At 38.5% G+C, this 20,900-nt stretch carries 15 protein-coding genes; 12 read left to right on the top strand and 3 right to left on the bottom strand.

Features of this window, described 5'->3' with window-relative positions; genetic code table 11:
* The 12 genes from ADJ67_04420 to ADJ67_04365 all read left to right on the top strand — a co-directional run bounded on the left by ADJ67_04420 (position 1) and on the right by ADJ67_04365 (position 14,117).
* On the top strand, positions 1–198 hold the full coding sequence (locus tag ADJ67_04420) for a hypothetical protein (protein AKT46967.1): 198 nt from the start codon (positions 1–3) through the stop codon (positions 196–198).
* A 2-nt stretch (positions 199–200) separates the two neighbouring features.
* Entirely contained in the window at positions 201–1,094 is an 894-nt protein-coding gene (locus tag ADJ67_04415) for a farnesyl-diphosphate synthase (protein AKT46966.1), read from the top strand.
* A 12-nt stretch (positions 1,095–1,106) separates the two neighbouring features.
* Positions 1,107–2,951: a 1-deoxy-D-xylulose-5-phosphate synthase gene (locus tag ADJ67_04410; protein AKT46965.1), complete on the top strand. Its 1,845-nt coding sequence runs from the start codon at positions 1,107–1,109 to the stop codon at positions 2,949–2,951.
* Entirely contained in the window at positions 2,935–3,747 is an 813-nt protein-coding gene (locus tag ADJ67_04405) for an RNA methyltransferase (protein AKT46964.1), read from the top strand. Before ADJ67_04410 ends, ADJ67_04405 begins: the two co-directional genes overlap by 17 nt.
* A gap of 33 nt (positions 3,748–3,780) precedes the next feature.
* The gene (locus ADJ67_04400) at positions 3,781–4,980 is read left to right on the top strand and encodes an aspartate aminotransferase (protein ID AKT46963.1); all 1,200 of its coding nucleotides are present in this window, start codon (positions 3,781–3,783) and stop codon (positions 4,978–4,980) included.
* A 73-nt stretch (positions 4,981–5,053) separates the two neighbouring features.
* Positions 5,054–7,660, top strand: coding sequence for a DNA mismatch repair protein MutS (locus tag ADJ67_04395; protein AKT46962.1), 2,607 nt, complete (start codon positions 5,054–5,056; stop codon positions 7,658–7,660).
* 41 nt (positions 7,661–7,701) lie between these two features.
* Positions 7,702–9,621, top strand: a complete 1,920-nt coding sequence (locus ADJ67_04390) for a hypothetical protein (GenBank protein AKT46961.1) — start codon at positions 7,702–7,704, stop codon at positions 9,619–9,621.
* Between the two features lie 9 nt (positions 9,622–9,630).
* The gene (locus ADJ67_04385) at positions 9,631–10,557 is read left to right on the top strand and encodes a tRNA delta(2)-isopentenylpyrophosphate transferase (protein AKT46960.1); all 927 of its coding nucleotides are present in this window, start codon (positions 9,631–9,633) and stop codon (positions 10,555–10,557) included.
* Positions 10,536–11,693: a recombinase gene (locus ADJ67_04380; protein ID AKT46959.1), complete on the top strand. Its 1,158-nt coding sequence runs from the start codon at positions 10,536–10,538 to the stop codon at positions 11,691–11,693. The genes ADJ67_04385 and ADJ67_04380 overlap by 22 nt, the downstream gene beginning before the upstream one ends.
* Positions 11,694–11,711: 18 nt before the next feature.
* A complete protein-coding gene (locus ADJ67_04375) occupies positions 11,712–13,007 on the top strand; it encodes a hypothetical protein (GenBank protein AKT46958.1) in 1,296 nt (431 codons plus the stop codon).
* Positions 13,007–13,720, top strand: coding sequence for a hypothetical protein (locus ADJ67_04370; GenBank protein ID AKT46957.1), 714 nt, complete (start codon positions 13,007–13,009; stop codon positions 13,718–13,720). The genes ADJ67_04375 and ADJ67_04370 overlap by 1 nt, the downstream gene beginning before the upstream one ends.
* Before the next feature lie 190 nt (positions 13,721–13,910).
* Positions 13,911–14,117 carry a hypothetical protein gene (locus ADJ67_04365; GenBank protein AKT47672.1) on the top strand — a complete coding sequence of 69 codons (207 nt, stop codon included), beginning with the start codon at positions 13,911–13,913 and terminating at the stop codon, positions 14,115–14,117.
* 614 nt (positions 14,118–14,731) lie between these two features.
* Here ADJ67_04365 and ADJ67_04360 read toward each other — a convergent pair.
* Genes ADJ67_04360 through ADJ67_04350 form a run of 3 tightly spaced genes read right to left on the bottom strand, consistent with a single transcriptional unit; the run spans position 14,732 to position 20,898 of the window.
* On the bottom strand, positions 14,732–18,433 hold the full coding sequence (locus ADJ67_04360) for a phosphoribosylformylglycinamidine synthase (GenBank protein AKT46956.1): 3,702 nt from the start codon (positions 18,431–18,433) through the stop codon (positions 14,732–14,734).
* A gap of 1 nt (position 18,434) precedes the next feature.
* The gene (locus ADJ67_04355; GenBank protein AKT46955.1) at positions 18,435–19,700 is read right to left on the bottom strand and encodes a phosphoribosylamine--glycine ligase; all 1,266 of its coding nucleotides are present in this window, start codon (positions 19,698–19,700) and stop codon (positions 18,435–18,437) included.
* 13 nt (positions 19,701–19,713) lie between these two features.
* Positions 19,714–20,898: a 5-aminoimidazole-4-carboxamide ribonucleotide transformylase gene (locus tag ADJ67_04350; GenBank protein ID AKT46954.1), complete on the bottom strand. Its 1,185-nt coding sequence runs from the start codon at positions 20,896–20,898 to the stop codon at positions 19,714–19,716.
* Positions 20,899–20,900 lie beyond the last annotated feature (2 nt).

Raw genomic sequence — 20,900 nt, 5'->3', positions numbered from 1 at the left:
ATGGCAGATAATAAGCAGGATATAAGTTTTGAGGAAGCTCTTGCAAAACTTAATGATATAGCAACGAAACTAAAGGCAAAGGACATATCCCTAGAGGATACAATAAAGTACTTCGAAGAAGGAAACGAATGCTATAAGCTTTGTAAGGATATCTTAGATAATGCAAAGCAGAAAATAGAGGTTTATCAAGGAGAGTAGGAATGAGAGAAGACTATAACGAATATAAATCGCTAGTTAATGACTATTTGCTAGACTATCTACCACGTGTAGATGCTATGAGTAACACTTTATATGAGTCCATGGTCTATTCGCTTACCGCTGGAGGAAAGCGTCTCAGGCCTGTTTTACTACTTGCTGCTTGTGAGTTTGCAGGTGGAAATTCTATGGAGGCGCTACCATTTGCATGTGCAATGGAATACATACACACATATTCCTTGATTCATGATGATCTACCAGCTATGGATGATGACGATCTTAGAAGGGGAAGACCAACAAACCATAAGGTTTATGGAGATGGAATGGCAACACTTGCAGGCGATGGACTTTTAAATACTGCATTTGAAGTTATGAATAAGAATCTTCTAATGTATTTTGATAAACCAGAGGAGCTAAAGAAACGCATAAATGCAATGTACTGCATTGCAAAGGCTGCAGGGGTAGGCGGAATGATAGCAGGTCAAGCATCTGATATAGAAAATGAAAACACAGACTGTACTAATGAGATGCTAGAATATATTCACATAAATAAAACTGGTGCACTCCTTACCGCTGCTGTTAGAGCTGGGCTTTACCTAGGAAACGCTGATGATGAGATGGTAAAGAACATGACAAAGTATGCAGAGTGTCTTGGTCTAGCTTTCCAAATTGCCGATGATATTTTAGATGTAAAAGGTAACCCTGAAATGCTAGGTAAGAACACTGGTACAGACGCAGCTAAGGCTAAGACAACATATATTTCAGTAAATGGGTTAGAGAACTCAATTAAACGCCTTGATGAGCTTACTAATGAAGCAGTTGAGGCTATTGCACCTTACTACGATAATGCAGAGTTTTTCCGTAATCTTGTCAGAAAGCTAGCATCTAGAAACGATTAATCGAGGAATGAAATGTCGAATCATATTAAAGATTACAAGCTACCCGAGGATATAAAGTCAATGGATGAAAATTCCCTTGAGCTTTTAAGTACAGGAATAAGGGCATTTTTGATAGACACAATATCAAAGACAGGAGGACATCTTGCCTCAAATCTTGGCGTTGTTGAAATCAGTGTCGGATTACATAGGATTTTTGATTTTCCAAAGGATAAGCTTATCTGGGATGTCGGACATCAATCGTACATACATAAAATTTTGACAGGAAGAGCTGATCAGTTCAGTACTCTAAGACAAAACGATGGAATGTCAGGATTTCCAAAGCGTTCGGAAAGCGAGTACGATGTCTATGATACAGGACATTCGAGTACCTCTATTTCTGCAGCCATGGGACTTGCAGTAGCTAGAGATCTTAACAAGAGCGATGAAGAAGTTATCGCAGTAATTGGGGATGGTGCAATGACCGGAGGACCTTCTTTTGAGGCACTAAATAACCTTGGGAGCCTAGGGTCAAAAGTTATAATCGTTTTAAACGATAATGGAATGTCAATATCAGAGATAAACGGTGGACTTTCAGAGCACCTAAGTAAACTAAGAACCTCTTCAGAGTATCAAAATACAAAGAACAACATAAAGAAAGCTATAAACAAAATCCCTGATCTAGGAAAGCCACTAAGCAAGGGCATAGCTGGTCTCAAAAGAGCTGTTAAGTATGCTATTTTCTCAGGTGGAGTTATATTCGAGGAGCTAGGAATTACTTATCTAGGTCCTTTTGATGGCAACAATATGTCAGATGTTCTCAGAGGCCTAAATCAAGCGAAAAATGCTCCAGGACCCGTTTTAGTGCACTTCAAAACAAAGAAGGGCAAGGGGTACAAGCAGGCAGAACAAAATCCGGATAAATTCCATGGAATAGGTGCTTTTGATAAGGAGACAGGAGTTACTCTATCAAAGTCACAGACTAGCTATTCAGAAATCTTTGGAAAAAAGATGTTTGAACTTGCAGAGAAAAACGATAAACTCGTTGCGCTTACTGCTGCAATGTGTACGGCAACCGGTCTTGACCAAATGAGAGACAAGTATCCTAAAAGAGTATTTGATGTAGGCATAGCAGAAGCCCATGCATGCATCTTTGCCGCAGGACTTGCCCTAGGCGGTATGCATCCAGTGGTTGCAATATATTCATCGTTTTTACAGAGAGCATATGACGAAATCATTGAGGATGTCTGTCTGCAGAAACTTCCAGTTACTTTCGCAATAGATAGAGCAGGTATAGTTGGTGCTGACGGCGAAACTCATCACGGTATCTTTGATTTATCGTATTTGCTTCCACTACCTAATATGACAGTGCTGGCACCTTGCGATGCACATCAACTAGAAGACATGCTCGAATATGCTATATCAAAGGATGCACCTTTTGCTATCAGATACCCAAGAGGAAGTGCTGATATGACAAGTCACATCGAATGTTCTTTTGAACTCAAAAACAATGTGATTTCAGAAGGTAAGGATGTAAATATAATAGCTGTTGGAACTATGTTAAATAAAGCTATTAAAGCTTCAGAGATTTTAAAAGAACAGGGAATAGATGCTAAGGTGTGCAGTGCGTCTGTGCTAAAACCTTTTGATGATAGCATCATTGACTCAAGTGATAAACTTATTGTGACATTAGAGGACAATCTGATTCGTGGTGGTTTTGGCGAATATATAGCTGCAAATTACACAAATAGGGTTGTTAAATTAGGATGGCCTGACAAGTTTATTGAACACGGCGACTGCGAATACTTATATAAAAAGTATGGTCTTGATGCTGAATCGATAGCGGAAAGGATAAGGCAAGAACTTGAAGGAAAGGCTTGATGTACTTCTTGTAAAGAAGGGATTTTACCCATCACGAGAAAAGGCAAAGACCGCTATAATGGCGGGACTTGTATTTGTTGACGGTCAAATAAGCGACAAAGCTGGTATGTCTATAAATACCGACTGTGATATTACCGTTAAGCAAGATTTATGTCCATATGTAAGCAGAGGTGGTCTTAAGCTTGAGAAGGCTATAGACTTATTTGATATAGACCTAAAAGATAAGGTATGCATGGACATAGGTGCATCAACTGGTGGTTTTACAGACTGCATGCTTATAAATGGAGCAAGAAAGGTTTATGCTATTGATGTTGGTTATGGACAGCTTGCATGGAAGCTTAGAAGCGATAGCAGAGTTGTAAATATTGAGAAGTGTAATTTTAGGTATTTTGATCCGTCTCAAGTCGATGAAGAAATCGATTTTATGAGTATGGATGTATCATTTATTTCACTTAAACTTATCTTTCCTGTTGCTGCAAAACTACTTAAAGATGGAGGCTCAATCCTATGCCTAGTTAAGCCTCAGTTTGAGGCCGGAAGGGAACAGGTGGGAAAAAATGGTATTGTAAGAGATACCAAAGTCCACGAAGAAGTTATAGAAAAAGTAATTTCTTATGCGCATGAAAATAATTTAATTGCCAAAAACTTAACATTTTCTCCAATTACAGGTGCAAAAGGCAATATAGAGTATCTTTTACATCTTAACAAACAGAAAAATATAGGTTATAATAAGTCATATACAGACAATTTTAATGTCTCAGAAGTAGTCCAAATCTCTCATGCAGAGTTGGTATAAATTATCTTATATTATTAAAAGGAGCTGTGAGTTATGAAATTTTCTAACAGAGTGCAGGAGATGCAATTTTCACCAATAAGAAAATTCAATCCTGTTGCCGCAAAGGTAAAAGAGCAGGGCAAGAAAGTTTATCACTTTAACATCGGACAACCTGATGTAGCAACACCAGAGTGCTTTATGCAGGCAATCAAGAGCTTTGATGAGGCAGTAATCAAATATGCTGAGTCTGGCGGATTGACTTCACTACAGGATTCAGTAATCGATTATTTCAAGCAGTACGACATGCATTACGACAGAAAAGACATGATCGTTACAAACGGTGGTTCAGAAGCGCTAACAATGGCATTCCTTGCACTTGTTAACCCAGGTGAAGAAGTTCTTATTGCAGAACCATTCTACACAAACTACCATTCATTCTTGACAACAGCTGGTGGTAAGGTTGTACCTATCACAACAAAGGCTGAGGATGGATTCACCTATGCAACAAGAGAGCAGATTGAGCCATTGATCAACGATAAGACAAGAGCTATCTGCTGTATCAGCCCAGGTAACCCAACAGGTAACGTTCTAACACTAGAAGAAATGAAGCTAATCGGCGAAATCGCTAAGGAACACGACCTATTTATAATCGCAGACGAAGTATATAGAGAGTTTGCATACGATGATCGTGAAGTAACATCATTTGGTATGATTCCTGAAATTGCTGACAGAGTTATCATCATCGACTCAGTATCAAAGAGATTCTCTGCATGTGGAGCAAGAATTGGTCTACTTATCTCCAAGAACGAAGAGTTCATGGGCAACGTAATGAAGATTGCACAGGCAAGACTTTGCGTTTCAACTGTAGATCAGGTTGGTTCAGCTGAGCTATTCAAGCTTCCAATGTCATACTATGACGAGGTTAAGGCTGAGTACTGCGGAAGAAGAGATGCTGCATACGAAGAGATCATGAAGATTCCAGGCGCTGTATGCCAGGTTCCAGGCGGAGCTTTCTACATGACAGTTAAGCTTCCAGTAGCAGATGTTGAAGACTTCCTAATGTTCATGCTAGAAGAGTTCGAAGACAACGGTGAGACAACAATGTTTGCACCAGCTGAAGGATTCTACGCTACACCAGGACTAGGTAAGGACGAAATCCGTATCGCTTACGTACTAAACAAGGACGATATGAGAAGAGGTGCTGAACTTATTAGGCTCGGTATCGAAGCTTACAACAAGAAGCTTGGTAAATAATGATTACAGAGGGCAGCGAATCTTAGGTTCGCTGCCTAATTTGCTTATTAGACTATTTTGAGAAAGGTAATATATGCCGAAGAAACTATCTCCGATGATGGAGCAATATTTTCAAATAAAGGACCAATATCAGGATTGTATACTTTTTTATAGAGTTGGCGATTTTTACGAAATGTTTTACGACGATGCTCTCGAGGCTTCGAGGGTGCTAGAAATTGCGCTCACAGGTAAGAACTGCGGACAAGAAGAACGTGCTCCCATGTGTGGAGTTCCTTTTCATTCTGCAGAAACTTACATTCACAAACTAGTCGATAAAGGATATAAAGTAGGTATTTGTGAGCAGGTTGAGGACCCAGCTACAGCAAAGGGTATAGTTAAACGCGACGTTATTAAAATTATAACTCCGGGAACTCTAACCTCACAGATGATGCTAAACGAGAACGAAAACAACTACCTAGCAGCTATATATTGCGATAAGGCTGGAATTTCAATTTCCTATTGCGATATATCAACAGGTGAGCTTAGGACAACTGAGATGACTGCAGGTAATGACATATATAACGACATGATTAATGAAGTCAGTCGTATTGGATGCAAGGAAATCATTGTAAATGAGGGCTTTGAGGAGATTTTTTCTAAAGAAAAACTCGCAGATGCTAGCGGTGCATATGTCCAGATAAAATCCGATAAATACTATTCATCAAAGGCAGCAAAAGACATACTAGAAGAACTCTTAGGCAAGGGAGCATTTCTCGTTTCAGGAATTGCGGATAGAGAGCTTTGCCAAAAGAACTTAGGTGCTCTTTTAAGCTATTTGATGGAAACGCAGAGGCAAGGATTAAACCAGATAACAAGCTGTGTTTATTTTGAGCTAAACGACCAAATGTCACTTGATAAGGCAAGTCTTAGAAATCTAGAAATAACAGAAACTCTCTACGATAAGAATATCAAAGGTTCATTGCTAGGCGTTTTAGATAAGACAAAGACAGCCATGGGCGCAAGACTTATCAAAAAAATGCTGAGAGAACCCCTAAATGATACAGAGAAAATCAATGATAGACTTGATGCAGTAGAGGAAATATATCTAGATCCACTTCTTGAGAATGACTTAGTAGAATCACTCAAGAAAATCTATGACTTCGAAAGATTAGCTGCAAGAATTGCAACAGGAACAGCAAACGGCAAAGACCTAATAGCACTTAGAAATTCAATAGCAGTCCTTCCAAATATCAAAGCCGACTTATCAAGCTCTGGTTCTAATCTTCTAAAATATATACACGATGGAATATCAAATTTAGAAGATATAGCAGATTTAATAACTGAGTCCATATCCGAAAATGCAGGCTTTACAATCAAAGAAGGTGGGCTTATTATCGATGGTTACTCTGAGGACCTAGATAATCTAAAAGCATCTATCAAAGATGCAAAGACTTGGATAGCAGGGCTAGAAGCACACGAGAGAGAAAGAACAGGCATAAAAACCCTCAAAGTAGGCTATAACAAGGTATTCGGTTATTACATAGATGTAACGCGTGCAAATTCAGATTTAGTCCCAGAAGACTATATCCGTAAACAAACACTTGTTAATAACGAAAGATATATAACTCCTGAACTTAAGGAGACTGAAAATCTAGTTTTTAATGCCGAAACCAAAATAAATAAACTAGAGTATGAAATATTCGTTTCTATTCGTACGCAGATAGAGGCAAGAATTAAAGAAATACAGGACACATCAAAAGCAATCGCAATCTTGGACGTAATTTGCTCTTTCGCCGCTGTAAGCCGAAATTATGGCTATACAAAGCCTATTGTAGATAACAGTAAGGAACTTGTCATAGAAGCAGGACGCCATCCTGTCGTAGAGAGGATGGAAGGCGGTGAGCAGTTCGTATCAAATGATACATATCTCAATGATACAGATTCTAGTCTAATGATAATCACAGGTCCTAATATGTCGGGTAAATCCACATATATGAGACAAAATGCTTTGATAGTTCTTATGGCTCAGGCCGGCTGCTTTGTTCCATGTGAAAGGGCAAGGATAGGTGTAGTAGATAGAATATTTACTAGAATTGGAGCATCTGATAATCTCTCAGGTGGTCAGTCTACATTCTTTGTTGAAATGAGCGAGCTATCATACATTCTAAACTGTGCAAGCGACAGAAGCCTTATAATCCTTGATGAGATAGGTAGGGGAACAAGTACATATGACGGACTTTCAATAGCTTGGTCTTGTGTAGAATACCTCTGCAATGATAAAACTCATATACGCACTCTCTTTGCAACACACTACCATGAGCTAACAGCACTAGAAGATCAAATCGATGGCGTCAAGAACCTTAATGTAGATGTTTCAGAAGATGATGGTGATATCGTATTCCTGCATAAGATTGTGCCTGGAGCAGCAAGCCGAAGCTACGGAATCCATGTTGCAAAGCTGGCAGGAGTTCCAAAGATTCTTCTAGATAATGCCGAAAATAAGTTAGCTGAACTAGAAGAATCAGCTAGTGAAATAAACATATCAACAAAAACTGCTACAGTTAGTGAAGATCAATTATCGCTATTTATGCCTGGTCCATACGATGAACTAGCTCAGAAAATAAAAGAAATTGATATCATGCATTTGACGCCAGCAAAAGCCATAGAAATAATTATGAAACTCAAGGATTCAATTAACTAATATATTTATTGATCAATAAAGTAATAAATTCAGAGGCGAATATGATAAATATACTCACTAAAAATGTTGCCGATAAGATAGCAGCAGGCGAGGTTGTAGATAGACCCGTCTCCATAATCAAAGAGCTCACCGAAAACTCTATAGATGCCGGTGCCTCTTCAATTACCGTAGAAATACGTAGTGGCGGCAAGGAATACATTAGAGTTACCGATAACGGCTCAGGAATTGATTTTGAAGATACCGAAAAAGCATTTCTCAGGCATGCTACTAGCAAAATATGTACAGCAGATGATTTAAGACACATAGAAACACTCGGATTTAGAGGAGAAGCCCTGGCAAGCATTGCAGCTGTAACAAGAACGGAAATGCTTACAAAAACTAGAGATTCCAAAACTGGAACAAAGGTAGTTATACATGGTGGTGATATAGTAACAAGAACAGCTGTAGGTTGCCCTGAAGGCACTAGCATAGTTGTAACTGATTTGTTCTATAATACGCCAGCTAGAGCCAAGTTCTTGAAGAGTGAATCTGCTGAGACTTCACTAGTCGTAGACCTCATATCTAGGATGGCTCTCACGCGCCCAGAAATACGCTTTAGCCTTATTAGTAATGGAAAATCGATATTTGTATCACCTGGACTAGGAGAAAGGCTCAAAACGATTATTTCCGTCTATAAAGAGAGAGATTTTAGGGATTTACTAGAACTTCACTTTGAAAGAGATGGAATTTCCGTAGAAGGATACATTTCTAAACCTTCACTATCAAAGAATAACAGAAGAAGCCAGTTCTTCTTTGTAAACGGCAGAGTTGTAAAGAGCAACACTATAGAAAAGGGACTTAGTGCAGGGTATAAAGAGAGATTATTTGAGGGACGCTATCCTGTAGCATTCATCTTTGTTCAAGTTGATCCCGAAAAACTTGATGTAAACATACATCCTAATAAGAAAGAAGTTAGATTTGATGACGAAGTAGCTGTCAGCAGTGCAGTTTGTGAAGCAGTCATTCATGCTCTTGCAAGCAATCAGGCCATGAGCGAGCCAAAAGATAGCCTTGTCAAGCTAGCAGAGAAAAAAATAAATACTCCAGAAGAAGAATTCAAAACAAGTCAAAAGGCAAAGAAAACAGATGATGACTCCGAACAAATAAACATAAGAAGTTTATTGCAAACCAAAAGAGACTTTGAGTCAAAGTTCATTATTCCAAACGAAGTTTCAGATACAGTTATCAAAGATGGAGAAGATGAGTATCAAAAGAAAGCAAGTGATGAATCAATTTTTCCAGCAGAAATAAAACCTATATCAGCCGAGCTGAAATCCTCTTCAGATAGTTCTAAGATCAGCTTTGGCACGCCAGATTTGAACTACAGTGCGAAGGCACCTTTTGATTTTGACAATCTTAAACTTGGAGACATAATCTTTGGTACCTACATAAGTGCAAGCGATGATGACAATTTCTATTTGATTGACCAGCACGCTGCTCATGAGCGTGTAAACTACGAGAAATTTATAAACACATATTTTAGTAGTGAAAAAAACAGTCAAATTTTACTACTACCTTTTACCTTTGATGCCCCTAACATTTTGACTACAGATGATGAGGAATGGCTAGGTGCACTAAGTGCCATGGGCTATCTTATCGAAAGCTTTGGTGAAAACACCTACATAGTAAAGGAAATACCTGAATTTGTAACTATTTCTGAAGCTGAAAGCTTTGTTAATGACTTTATAGATAGCTTTGCAGAAGGAGTAAAGCTTAATAACACGATTGTAATTGATAAGCTAATTACAAAATCTTGCAAAAGTGCTATCAAAGCCCATGACATGATATCGCAAGAGGAGGCTGAAGAACTTCTAAGGTCACTCAAGCAATGTCGCAATCCGTTTTCATGCCCGCATGGAAGACCTACTTTTGTGAGATTTAGCATTAGGGAAATAGAACGCATGTTCAAGAGGATAGTTTAACGAGGAAATATGAACAAGATAGTTGCAATTTGTGGGCCTACAGCCGTTGGAAAAACAGCATATTCGATTGAAATCGCAAAGAAATTTGATGGCGAGATTGTTTCGTGCGACTCCATGCAGCTATATAAATACATGGACATAGGTAGTGCAAAGCCTAGTCCTGACGAGCTAAATCAAGTCAAACATCATCTTATTGGCATCGTTGACCCTAGCGAGATGTTTAGCGTAGCTAAATATAAGGAGCTTGCAAGCAGCTCTATAGACGATATTCTGAGCAGAGGAAAGCTTCCTATAATAGCTGGAGGAACAGGGCTATATCTTGACGCCTTGCTCTTTGATCTTGACTTTGCAGCAGCACCAAGTGATGATAGCCTAAGAGACGAACTATATAAAATAGCTGAAGAAAAGGGAAATCTAGAGCTTCATGCAATATTAAATGAATGCGATCCAGATTCAGCAAAGCGCATACATCCTAACAATGTTAGAAGGGTAGTAAGGGCTATAGAAAGCGCAAAGTCAGGAAATAAGCTTAAGGATTTTGCTAAAGACCTAAGCCTAAATGACAAATATGAATTTATACTTATTGGCCTTAGAAGAGACAGGGAAGAGCTATATGATCGAATTAACAGGAGAGTTGACGTTCTTGTAAAAGAGGGGTTATTTGAAGAGGTTAAGATGCTTCGTGAGATGGGACTTTCTGAGTCAGACATATCTATGAAGGGCATAGGCTATAAGGAAGTATTAGCTTATTTTGATGGGGAATACGATTTAGAGACAGCAATAGACACTATCAAGAAAAACACGCGTCACTTTGCTAAAAGGCAAATCACATGGCTTAAGCGCTACGATGATATGAAGTGGTTTGATCTATCAGAATCAAAGGATGATAAAGATTCTATCAGGGAGATAATTACATGGTTGGAAAAAAACTTATAATCAGCAATAAGAGCAATAAACCAGATAACATAGTAATGCACGAGGCCGAAATCTACAGCAAATGCGAGGAATTTGAGGCTTTGATGCCTAGGTTTATGCGCAGTTTTTTCATCTACCTAAGAGGAAATGTTCTTCCTATGACAAGACTCGCTTATCTGAGAGACATTAACTTCTTCTTTGAGTATCTTATCAATCAGACCGATTTAACTAGTGCAAAAAAAGTCTCCGATATCAAAGCAAGTGAGCTTGCCGAGCTAAAAGCCATGGATATCAATCTGTTCATTGACTACTGCCGCCATTATTCTATCTTTGATGAAGAAAGCGGGAATACATATGTTTACGAAAATAGCAACAAGACCTTGGCTAGAAAAAAATCTTCATTATCGGTTATGTTTAAACAGCTTTATAGAGATGAAATACTCCCAAAGAATATCACAGATGGATTCGATCCTATAAGGGTGCAAAAAGCCGGAGAAAAGGAGATTAAGGCCCTTCAGGACGATGAGGTAATGCTAATGCTAGATGCTGTTACAAACGGTACTGGTCTAACAAAACAAGAATATAATTTTTGGAAGAAAACTAAGAAGAGAGATAAGGCAATACTGATGCTTTTCATAACTTATGGCCTCAGACTTTCTGAGCTTTGGCAACTCAACATCGATTCTTTTAATTTCAATAGAGGTGAGTTCATAATTTACCGTAAGCGTGGTAAGGAAAGCACCATGCCACTGAACAAGTCGGTAAGCGAGTGCCTTCATGACTACATAGATAATGAAAGACCAAAAGAAGATACTCTTATGCCTGAGCACAAAAACGCTCTATTTCTATCGCTACAAGGAAAGCGTATGACGGAAAGGCAGCTAAGGCAGCTTGTAAAGAAGTACACATCCATAGCTCTTCATACATCAAGAGACGGGGGATACAGTCCTCACAAACTTAGAGCGACAACTGCAACTAGTCTGATTGGAAGAGGAAATTCAATCTACGATGTAGCCGCGCTTTTAGATCACGAGCAGGTAACAACTACACAGCTTTACGCTCAGCATAAGAAGAACGTTAAGCGAAACCTTGTAAACGAAATGGAATGGGAAGAAGAGCGAAAAGAAGGCAGCATAGATCAAAACGAAAACGAATAAGGACAATATTGTAAGAAAATGAACACAAAAACAACAAAAGATTTTCTAATAGATAACTTTAAAATAAGCGAAAATATAATTGAATTCGTGCAAGAATGTGAGAATGAGCTTAAGGATCAATTTAACGAACTAGATCAGATAACAGAATACAACCAGCTCAAAGTTCTTAACGCCTTCCAAAACAACAGAATATCTGATAATCACTTCAATTGGAACACCGGATATGGATATGATGATATAGGCCGTGATGCGGTCGAAAGAGTCTATGCAGATATCTTCCACACAGAGAGTGCTCTTGTTAGAACCCAGATGGTTAACGGAACTCATGCTCTTGCAGTTACATTGTTTGGCATCCTAAGACCTGGAGATGAGATGATTTACTGCACAGGAGGTCCTTACGATACACTAGAAGAGGTAATTGGAATAAGAGGCTCCGGAATGGGCTCCTTAATTGAATATGGAATCAAATATAAGCAGGTTGAGTTAGATGTTGACAATAATATTGATATGGAAACTCTTCGTTCTGCAATCACAGAAAAAACAAAGCTTGTATGCATGCAGCGATCAACTGGATATAGCTGGAGAAAATCTATAGAGCTTGATCAAATGAAGGAAGTTGCTGATTTAGTTCATAGCATAAACCCTGAAATTCTAGTTATGGCTGACAATTGCTATGGTGAGTTTGTAAAAGAATTTGAACCTACAGATGTTGGTGTTGATGTAATCGCTGGCTCTTTGATAAAAAATCCAGGTGGCGGTTTAGCACTCTCTGGTGGTTATGTGTGCGCTAGTAAAGAAATTATAGATAGAATTGCATATAGGCTCACATGCCCAGGAATTGGCTCAGAATGTGGTCTTACTTTTGGCCAAACAAGAAGTGTACTTCAGGGTATATTTCTAGCTCCAAGGACTGTGAATTCTGCTGTAAAGGCCGCTATGCTTTGTGCAAAGGTATTCGAAAAGCTAGGCTTTGATGTATGCCCAGACTCAAATGTAAAAAGAAACGATATAATACAGGCTATCTGCCTCAGAGATGAAGCTTCAGTTGTGGCATTCTGTCAAGGAATTCAGGCGGCTGCACCAATTGATTCTCATGTTGTTCCGCTTCCATGGGACATGCCTGGATATGAGGATAAGGTCGTTATGGCTGCAGGTGCCTTTGTTCAGGGATCTTCTATAGAGCTCAGCGCAGATGCTCCTATAAGAGAGCCATTTAATGTGTATTTTCAGGGCGGACTTACATATGAACATGCCAAGTTTGGAGTTCTAAAGGCTGCAGATAGCATGTATAAAAAGGGATTAATTAACTTATAATGAACAAAAAAGAGAAGATAAACAAATTAATAGCTATACTAAAGCTTATATTACTATTTGGAATTATGATTGCTATTCCACTATATCTTTTTATATTTCAAAAGGATATGATGAAGAGCTTCAAAAGTCTAGACGATGTAACTGCATTTCTCAATGCTCATCGCTCTAAAACTGTGTTTATGTACATAGGAATTCAGATTGCCCAAATAGTCATAAGCGTAATACCTGGGCAGTTTTTTCAAATAGGAGCTGGCTATCTATTCGGCTTCCCTAAAACGCTTATTTTCTCTGTTATAGGAGCCTTTATAGGCACATTTATATCATTTTATCTCGCCAAAATATTGGGCAGAGAATCTATCAAAGTTCTATTCAAAAACCATAAAATCGATAACTATCTCGACCACCTAAACAGTCAAAAGGGATATACTATCGTATTTCTAATCTATTTGATCCCAGGATTCCCTAAGGATATAGTAGGGTATATAGGTGGATTATCAAATATGAATTTCAAAGCATTTGTTCTTTTTTCTTTATTAGGTAGAACTCCAGCCATGAGCGTAAGTATATTGGTAGGGACCTTGTATTATTCTAAAAATTATACAGCACTTGCAATAGTAGTCGCTGTAGTCCTTGTAATTACAGGAATCTGCATTCTAAAGCGAAAAAAAATCTCCGGATATATGGAGAAACTTTATAAGAAAGTATCGAAATAAAAACATATAAACATTTGTTCTTTTTATGTTGACAACGAACATTCATTCTGATATTATATAGAAAACAAACAAATATTCGTTTTCTATGGAGGTATAGATGATGTTTAACAAATATAGAGTAAAGCATAAGAGCAGATTTATAATTTTTACAGTAGTATTTATTTTATTAGTTATGAGTGCATTTAGCACAATTACTGGTGCTATTAATGCTAGCGGTTCATCAGCAAATGTATATGAGACAGTTACCGTTCAACCTGGAGACACACTTTGGAGCATCGCTGAGAGACATATGGATGATTCTAAAGATATTCGTAAATTCATATATGAGATCAAGAAATTAAACAATGTTTCTGCTGATACTCTTACTGCTGGCCAGAAACTGATGATTCCTGCATAAGACTAAATATGCACAAAATAACGAGACTCTAATTTGCGTTTTAAGCGATTTTAATTAATAAGGGTATATCTTTATACCATAAGAAAATCGCCTAAAATCGCGTATATTCCTTAAATGCAGTATAAGCAGGATATACAGCTACAATTCTATAAATCTAAAGCTAATAAGTAGCCTTGACTAGAATTGCTCAGAATATTTTCAAGCTAAGATATAGTAAAGATATGTATATAGATAAATATATCGCATTATTATAGAACAGAACACTGGCGTTAATAAACTTAGGTAGAGAACCACACTTGCAAATATATTTCTTTACAATGAAGTGAGATACAGTAATGTATCTCATTTTAATTATAAATTATATAAGCTTAGAATATTGGCTCATGGGCTTTATCAAGCTCAAAGCTGTCCATATTGAAACCTTATCTTAATCTATTCCGTAAATTATGATTTTAGGAATAGATATATCAAATCCCTTTTACATATATTCCACTATAGCGCCTTTTAGGTTTTCTGCAAAATAAGGAAAGCCCTATCGCTAAGGCTTTCTCTTTGGTTGAAATTTATATGTTTTTGATTAGATATGAAGTGAATTTATTTGTTTCATAAAAGTTTTATTTAAAGTATTCAACTGCTGATTCAAACATTCTCATATCGAAGTTTCCTGAAACATTCTTATATAGATCTTTTCCGATACGCTCTGAATGAGCCATCTTTCCAAGTACCCTACCATCTGGAGATGTTATACCTTCAATTGACTGATATGAGCCGTTAGGATTGAACTGAATGTCTGCACTAACATTTCCGTCTAAATCAACATACTGCGTTAATATTTGTCCGTTTTCAGCAAGCTGCTTTATCAGTTCATCACTAGCTATAAATCTTCCTTCTCCGTGTGAAATTGGAGTTGTGAATATATCGCCAGGCTTTGTTTTTGACATCCAAGGAGACTTATTTGATGCAACTCTTGTGCGTATTAGCTTTGACTGATGTCTAGCTATCTCATTGAATGTAAGCGTTGGAAAATCAGCATCTACATCGCATATTTTGCCATATGGAACGAGTCCAAGTTTAATCAGTGCCTGAAATCCATTGCAGATACCCGCCATTAAACCTTCTCTTTTATCTAGTAGTTCAGTAACGGCATCTTTAATTTCAGGGTTTCTGAAGAATGCAGTTATAAACTTACCTGAGCCATCAGGTTCATCACCGCCGGAGAATCCTCCAGGTATAAATATCATCTGTGACTTCTTTACTTTCTCAGCGAAATCTTCTACTGAACGCATTACATGCTTAGCACTTAGATTCTTTATTATAAAGATTTCAGGTTCTGCTCCTGCAGCTTCAAATGCCTTTGCTGTGTCATATTCACAGTTTGTTCCAGGAAATACCGGAATAAGAACCTTAGGTTTTGCTATTCCCATATTTTTGTGAGTTCTCTCACCTACTGAGTAGTTAAATGTCTCAAGCTTTTGTGCCTTTGGTTCAATATTGCAAGGATAAATCGGCTCTAGCTTTCCTTCGTATATGCTTTCTAATTCATCAAAAGTTAAGACTTTGTCTTTCCAAGAAAGCTTATTTTCTGCAGTTGTTTCACCTATCAAAACTGCATTTTCTGGGATTTTCACTCCATCTGCAAGCTCTAGTACAAAGCTTCCATATTTATATGAGAACATCTGTTCTAGTTCATATGTGTCTTCGTATTTAAATCCTAGGCCATTACCTATACACATTTTGAAGATAGCTTCAGCAACACCGCCCATGCAAGGAGTGTATGCACTTAGCACTTTTCCCTCTCTCATCAAAGCATTTACCTTTGAATAGATTGACTTAAGTGATTCTCCATTTGGAAGTGCGTTATATCCACAGCATGGTGAAAGTAGCACAACCTTATGGCCTGCACCCTTAAATTCAGGGCTTATTATCTTATCAGTGTTCTCAGTTGTTACAGCAAATGAAACAAGCGTTGGAGGTACATCTAGGTCTTCAAAGCTTCCACTCATTGAATCCTTACCTCCTATAGCTGCAATTCCAAGGTTCTTCTGAGCTGCAAATGAACCTAATAGAGCTGCAAGTGGTTTACCCCATCTGCTACCATCTAGTCCAAGTTTCTCAAAGTATTCTTGGAAGCTTAGATATGTGTCATCTAGGCTTGCACCTGTAGCAATGAGTTTTGATACAGACTCTACAACAGCTAGGTATGCACCCTTATATGGGCTTGCTTCAGATATCTTAGGATTAAAGCCCCACGACATTAGCGAGCAAGTATTACTGAATGACTTCTCTGTAGATATAAGATTTACCATTGCCTGAATAGGTGTTCTCTGTCTCTTTCCACCGAAAGGCATGAGCACGCTTCCAGCTCCGATTGTGGAGTCAAAGCGCTCTGATAGTCCTCTCTTTGAGCAGATATTTAAATCTCCAAGAAGGTCCTTATATGCTGTTTCGAAGTCATCTGCATGCTCGAATACTATCTTTTTCTGAGGTGGAACAGTAATATCGATGTGTTTTTCTGCACCATTTGTATCTAGGAACTCGCGTGAGATGTTTACTATGCTCTTGCCATTCCAATTTATCTTTAGATATGGCTCTTCTGTAACTTCTGCAACTATACTCGCTTCGAGGTTTTCTTGCTCTGCAAGCTCACAGAATCTCTTAGCATCTGCCTTATCAACTACTACAGCCATTCTCTCTTGAGATTCACTTATAGCTAGCTCAGTTCCGTCAAGTCCATCGTATTTTTTAGGTACATTATTTAGATTTATATCAAGTCCATCAGCAAGTTCACCGATAGCAACGGATACACCGCCTGCACCAAAGTCGTTACAGCGCTTGATAAGCTTTGATGCCTCAGCATTTCTAAATAATCTCTGAAGCTTTCTCTCCTCTGGAGCATTACCCTTTTGAACTTCAGCACCGCATGACTCAAGTGAGTTTTCGGTGTGAGATTTTGATGATCCAGTAGCACCACCGCAGCCATCTCTTCCTGTTTTTCCACCAAGAAGAATTACAAGGTCACCAGGAGCTGGCCTTTCTCTTCTAACATTTTCTGCAGGAGCCGCAGCTATAACTGCACCTATTTCCATTCTCTTAGCAGCATATCCAGGGTGATAAAGCTCGTCTACCATGCCTGTTGCAAGGCCTATCTGATTTCCGTATGAACTATAACCAGCAGCTGCTGTTGTAACGATTTTTCGCTGAGGGAGCTTACCCTTTATGGTCTTTTCTATAGGCTGAAGAGGATCAGCTGCACCAGTTACTCTCATTGCAGAGTAAACATAGCTTCTACCTGAAAGTGGATCTCTTATAGCACCACCAATACATGTTGCTGCGCCACCAAATGGTTCAATTTCTGTTGGATGGTTATGTGTTTCGTTCTTAAAAAGAAGTAGCCATTTTTCTGTTCTTCCATCGATTTCAACGTCCATCTTAACTGTGCAAGCGTTGATTTCTTCGGATTCATCAAGCTTTGATAAAAGCCCCTTTGACTTTAGGTACTTAGCAGCGATGGTGCCCATATCCATTAATGTAATAGGCTTTGTTCTGCCAAGTTCCTTTCTTGTCTCTATATAGTCTGCATATGTCGTCTCCGCATCTCCGTCTTCAAACTTAATGCTATCAATTGTTGTGTTAAATGTTGTATGACGGCAGTGATCTGACCAGTATGTATCGATTACCTTAATCTCAGTTACAGTAGGATTTCTCTTCTCTGATTCAAAGTACTTGCGGCACATTTCAAGGTCAGCGATGTCCATGGCTAGACCGTTTTGACGAATAAAATCCATAAGATCATTTCTGTTCATGTCTATGAAACCATCTAAAACTTCAACCTCTGTTGGTATCTCGTAAACTACCTTAAGAGTTTCGAATTCATCCATAGATGCAAGTCTTGATTCCACTGGATTTATTACATATGACTTGATTTTATCTAGCTCTGCTTCACTTAGCTTTCCTTTGATGATATATACTTTTGCTGAGCGAACTAGAGGTCTTTCGCCCTTGCTTGTAATCTGTATGCACTCAGATGCAGAGTTTGCTCTCTGATCAAATTGTCCTGGGAGAAATTCTACAGCAAATACGCTCTCGTCTTCACCATAGCATAGCTTGCTTGACGCAGTATCAACCTGAGGCTCTGAGAATACTGTATTAATCGCTCCATCAAAGATTTCCTTGCTGCAGCCTTCAACATCATAGCGATTAACAACTCTTACCTGCTCTACTGATTTTAGCTGAAGAATATCAACTAGCTCGCTACGCAAGCTTTCTGCTTCGTGTGCGAATTCGTTTTTCTTTTCGACATATATTCTATATACCATCTTATTCCTCCAATGCTTTGAGCGCTCTTGCTCCAATGTCCTTGCGATAGTATGCGTCTTTAAAATCAACATGCTTTGCTTGCTCGTATGCCTTATCAATTGCACCTTTGAGACTGTCATCTATTGCTGTGATTCCAAGCACTCTGCCTCCAGATGTAAGAAGCTTACCATCCTTTAAAGCTGCACCTGCAAAGTATAAATTGTCGATATCACCTTTTATTTCGATTTCATAGCCCTTGCTATATCTTACTGGATATCCGCCTGAAGCGATTACTAAGCAGCATGCGTTTTGATCTGCAAATTCTACCTTACAATCCTCAAGTCTCTCCTCGGTAACAGCCTGCATGACCTCTAGCAAATCTGACTTTAGAAGAGGAAGAACTACCTGTGTTTCTGGATCTCCGAATCTACAGTTATATTCGATAACCTTAGGTCCATCCTCTGTTAGCATGAGCCCAAAATACAGGCAGCCTTTGAAGCTTCTTCCCTCTGAATTCATGGCTTCAATGCTTGGTATAAATATTTCCTTCATGCATCTATCTGCTATTTCATCTGTATAGTATGGATTTGGAGCAATTGTTCCCATTCCACCTGTATTCAGCCCTAAATCACCATCTAAGGCTCTCTTATGATCCATTGAGGAAATCATTGGCTTTACAGTCTTTCCATCTGTAAAGCTCAAAACAGACACCTCTGGGCCTGTGAGAAACTCTTCAATGACAATATGATTTCCGCTATCTCCAAAGACCTTATCTTCCATCATGGATTTTATTGCAATTTTTGCTTCATCATATGTTTCAGCAATGATTACACCCTTTCCAAGAGCAAGACCATCAGCCTTAATAACTATAGGCATTTTCTGCTTGCTAACGTACTCGAATGCCTTGTTCATATCACTGAATATCTCGTATTTTGCTGTAGGGATATTGTACTTTTTCATTAATTCCTTAGAAAAAGCCTTGCTTCCTTCGATTATTGCAGCAGCTTTATTTGGGCCAAAGCATGGAATTCCAAGGTCTGAAAGCAAATCAACAAGACCTAGCACAAGAGGATCATCAGGCGCAACAACAGCATAGTCAATTTTGTTTTCTTTCGCAAATTTCACTACACCATCAAGGTCAGTAGCTGCGATATCAACACAGGTTGCATCCTTTGCAATTCCACCGTTTCCAGGTAGTGCAAATATTTCTTCTACTGCTGGATTTTCTTTTAGTTTTTTGATGATGGCATGTTCTCTGCCACCTCCACCTACAACTAACAGCTTCATTTCTATCTCCTTATTAGTGATGGAACAATCTCATTCCTGTAAATACTGTTACCATATTATATTTATTGCAAACTTCTATGACATTATCATCTCTGACAGATCCACCTGGTTCAGCAACATACTTAACACCGCTCTTTGCTGCTCTTTCGATATTATCTCCAAATGGGAAGAAGGCATCGCTTGCAAGTGAAACATCTTTGATGCTGTCAAGATACTCTCTCTGCTCTTCAAATGTAAATACCTCTGGTTTTTCTGTGAAAATGTCTTCCCATATGCCATCAGCTAGTACATCTTCTGGATATTTACCAAGGTAAATGTCAATACTGTTATCGCGCTCAGGTCTTCCTATATCATCTCTGAAAGGAAGGTTTATAACCTTTGGTGACTGGCGTAAATGCCAGAAATCAGCCTTTTCTCCAGCCAGTCTTGTGCAGTGAATTCTAGACTGCTGGCCAGCTCCTATACCAATTGCCTGTCCATCCTTAGCAAAGGCAACTGAATTTGACTGAGTATATTTTAGACAAATCAAAGCAACTGTAAGATCGCGCTTTGCTTCATCACTTAGAACCTTGTTTTCGGTAACAATCTTCTCAAAGCAGGAGTCATCAACCTTATAGTTATTTCTATTCTGGACGAAGCTGATTCCGTAAACCTGCTTAGTTTCTCTTTCCTGTGGTACGTAGTTTGGATCTATTTTGATGATGTTATAGTTACCATTCTTCTTTGTCTTTAGTATTTCAAGAGCCTCTTCTGAATATGAAGGTGCAATAATTCCATCTGAAACCTCTCTCTTTAAAATACGTGCAGTAACTGCGTCACATTCATCAGAAAGTGCAACAAAATCTCCGAAAGAACACATTCTTTCTGTTCCTCTTGCACGTGCATAAGCTGTAGCTATAGGAGAATCATCAAGTCCCTCTATATCATCAACAAAACAGGCTTTCTTTAGCACATCGTCCATCTTTACTGCAACAGCTGCAGAGGTTGGGCTTACATGCTTAAATGAAGTTGCTGCTGGAAGTCCTATCGCTTCCTTTAGCTCTTTTACAAGCTGATAGCTATTAAACGCATCTAGAAAGTTTATATATCCTGGTCTTCCGTTTAGTATTTCTATAGGAAGATCACTTCCATCTTCCATGAAGATGCTAGCATCTGACTGATTTGGATTGCATCCGTATTTTAGCTGAAAAGACTTCATTG

Source organism: Eubacterium sulci ATCC 35585 (assembly GCA_001189495.1).
Lineage (GTDB): Bacteria > Bacillota > Clostridia > Peptostreptococcales > Anaerovoracaceae > Eubacterium_B > Eubacterium_B sulci.
This window is presented reverse-complemented; position numbering and strand designations above follow the sequence as displayed.

Bases quoted from the DNA above. Each gene is read 5' to 3' on its own strand.
- ADJ67_04420 (AKT46967.1), top strand. From the start codon at position 1: ATGGCAGATAATAAGCAGGATATAAGTTTTGAGGAAGCTCTTGCAAAA.
- ADJ67_04415 (AKT46966.1), top strand. From the start codon at position 201: ATGAGAGAAGACTATAACGAATATAAATCGCTAGTTAATGACTATTTG.
- ADJ67_04410 (AKT46965.1), top strand. From the start codon at position 1,107: ATGTCGAATCATATTAAAGATTACAAGCTACCCGAGGATATAAAGTCA.
- ADJ67_04400 (AKT46963.1), top strand. From the start codon at position 3,781: ATGAAATTTTCTAACAGAGTGCAGGAGATGCAATTTTCACCAATAAGA.
- ADJ67_04395 (AKT46962.1), top strand. From the start codon at position 5,054: ATGCCGAAGAAACTATCTCCGATGATGGAGCAATATTTTCAAATAAAG.
- ADJ67_04390 (AKT46961.1), top strand. From the start codon at position 7,702: ATGATAAATATACTCACTAAAAATGTTGCCGATAAGATAGCAGCAGGC.
- ADJ67_04385 (AKT46960.1), top strand. From the start codon at position 9,631: ATGAACAAGATAGTTGCAATTTGTGGGCCTACAGCCGTTGGAAAAACA.
- ADJ67_04380 (AKT46959.1), top strand. From the start codon at position 10,536: ATGGTTGGAAAAAAACTTATAATCAGCAATAAGAGCAATAAACCAGAT.
- ADJ67_04375 (AKT46958.1), top strand. From the start codon at position 11,712: ATGAACACAAAAACAACAAAAGATTTTCTAATAGATAACTTTAAAATA.
- ADJ67_04370 (AKT46957.1), top strand. From the start codon at position 13,007: ATGAACAAAAAAGAGAAGATAAACAAATTAATAGCTATACTAAAGCTT.
- ADJ67_04360 (AKT46956.1), bottom strand. From the start codon at position 18,433: ATGGTATATAGAATATATGTCGAAAAGAAAAACGAATTCGCACACGAA.
- ADJ67_04355 (AKT46955.1), bottom strand. From the start codon at position 19,700: ATGAAGCTGTTAGTTGTAGGTGGAGGTGGCAGAGAACATGCCATCATC.
- ADJ67_04350 (AKT46954.1), bottom strand. From the start codon at position 20,898: ATGAAGTCTTTTCAGCTAAAATACGGATGCAATCCAAATCAGTCAGAT.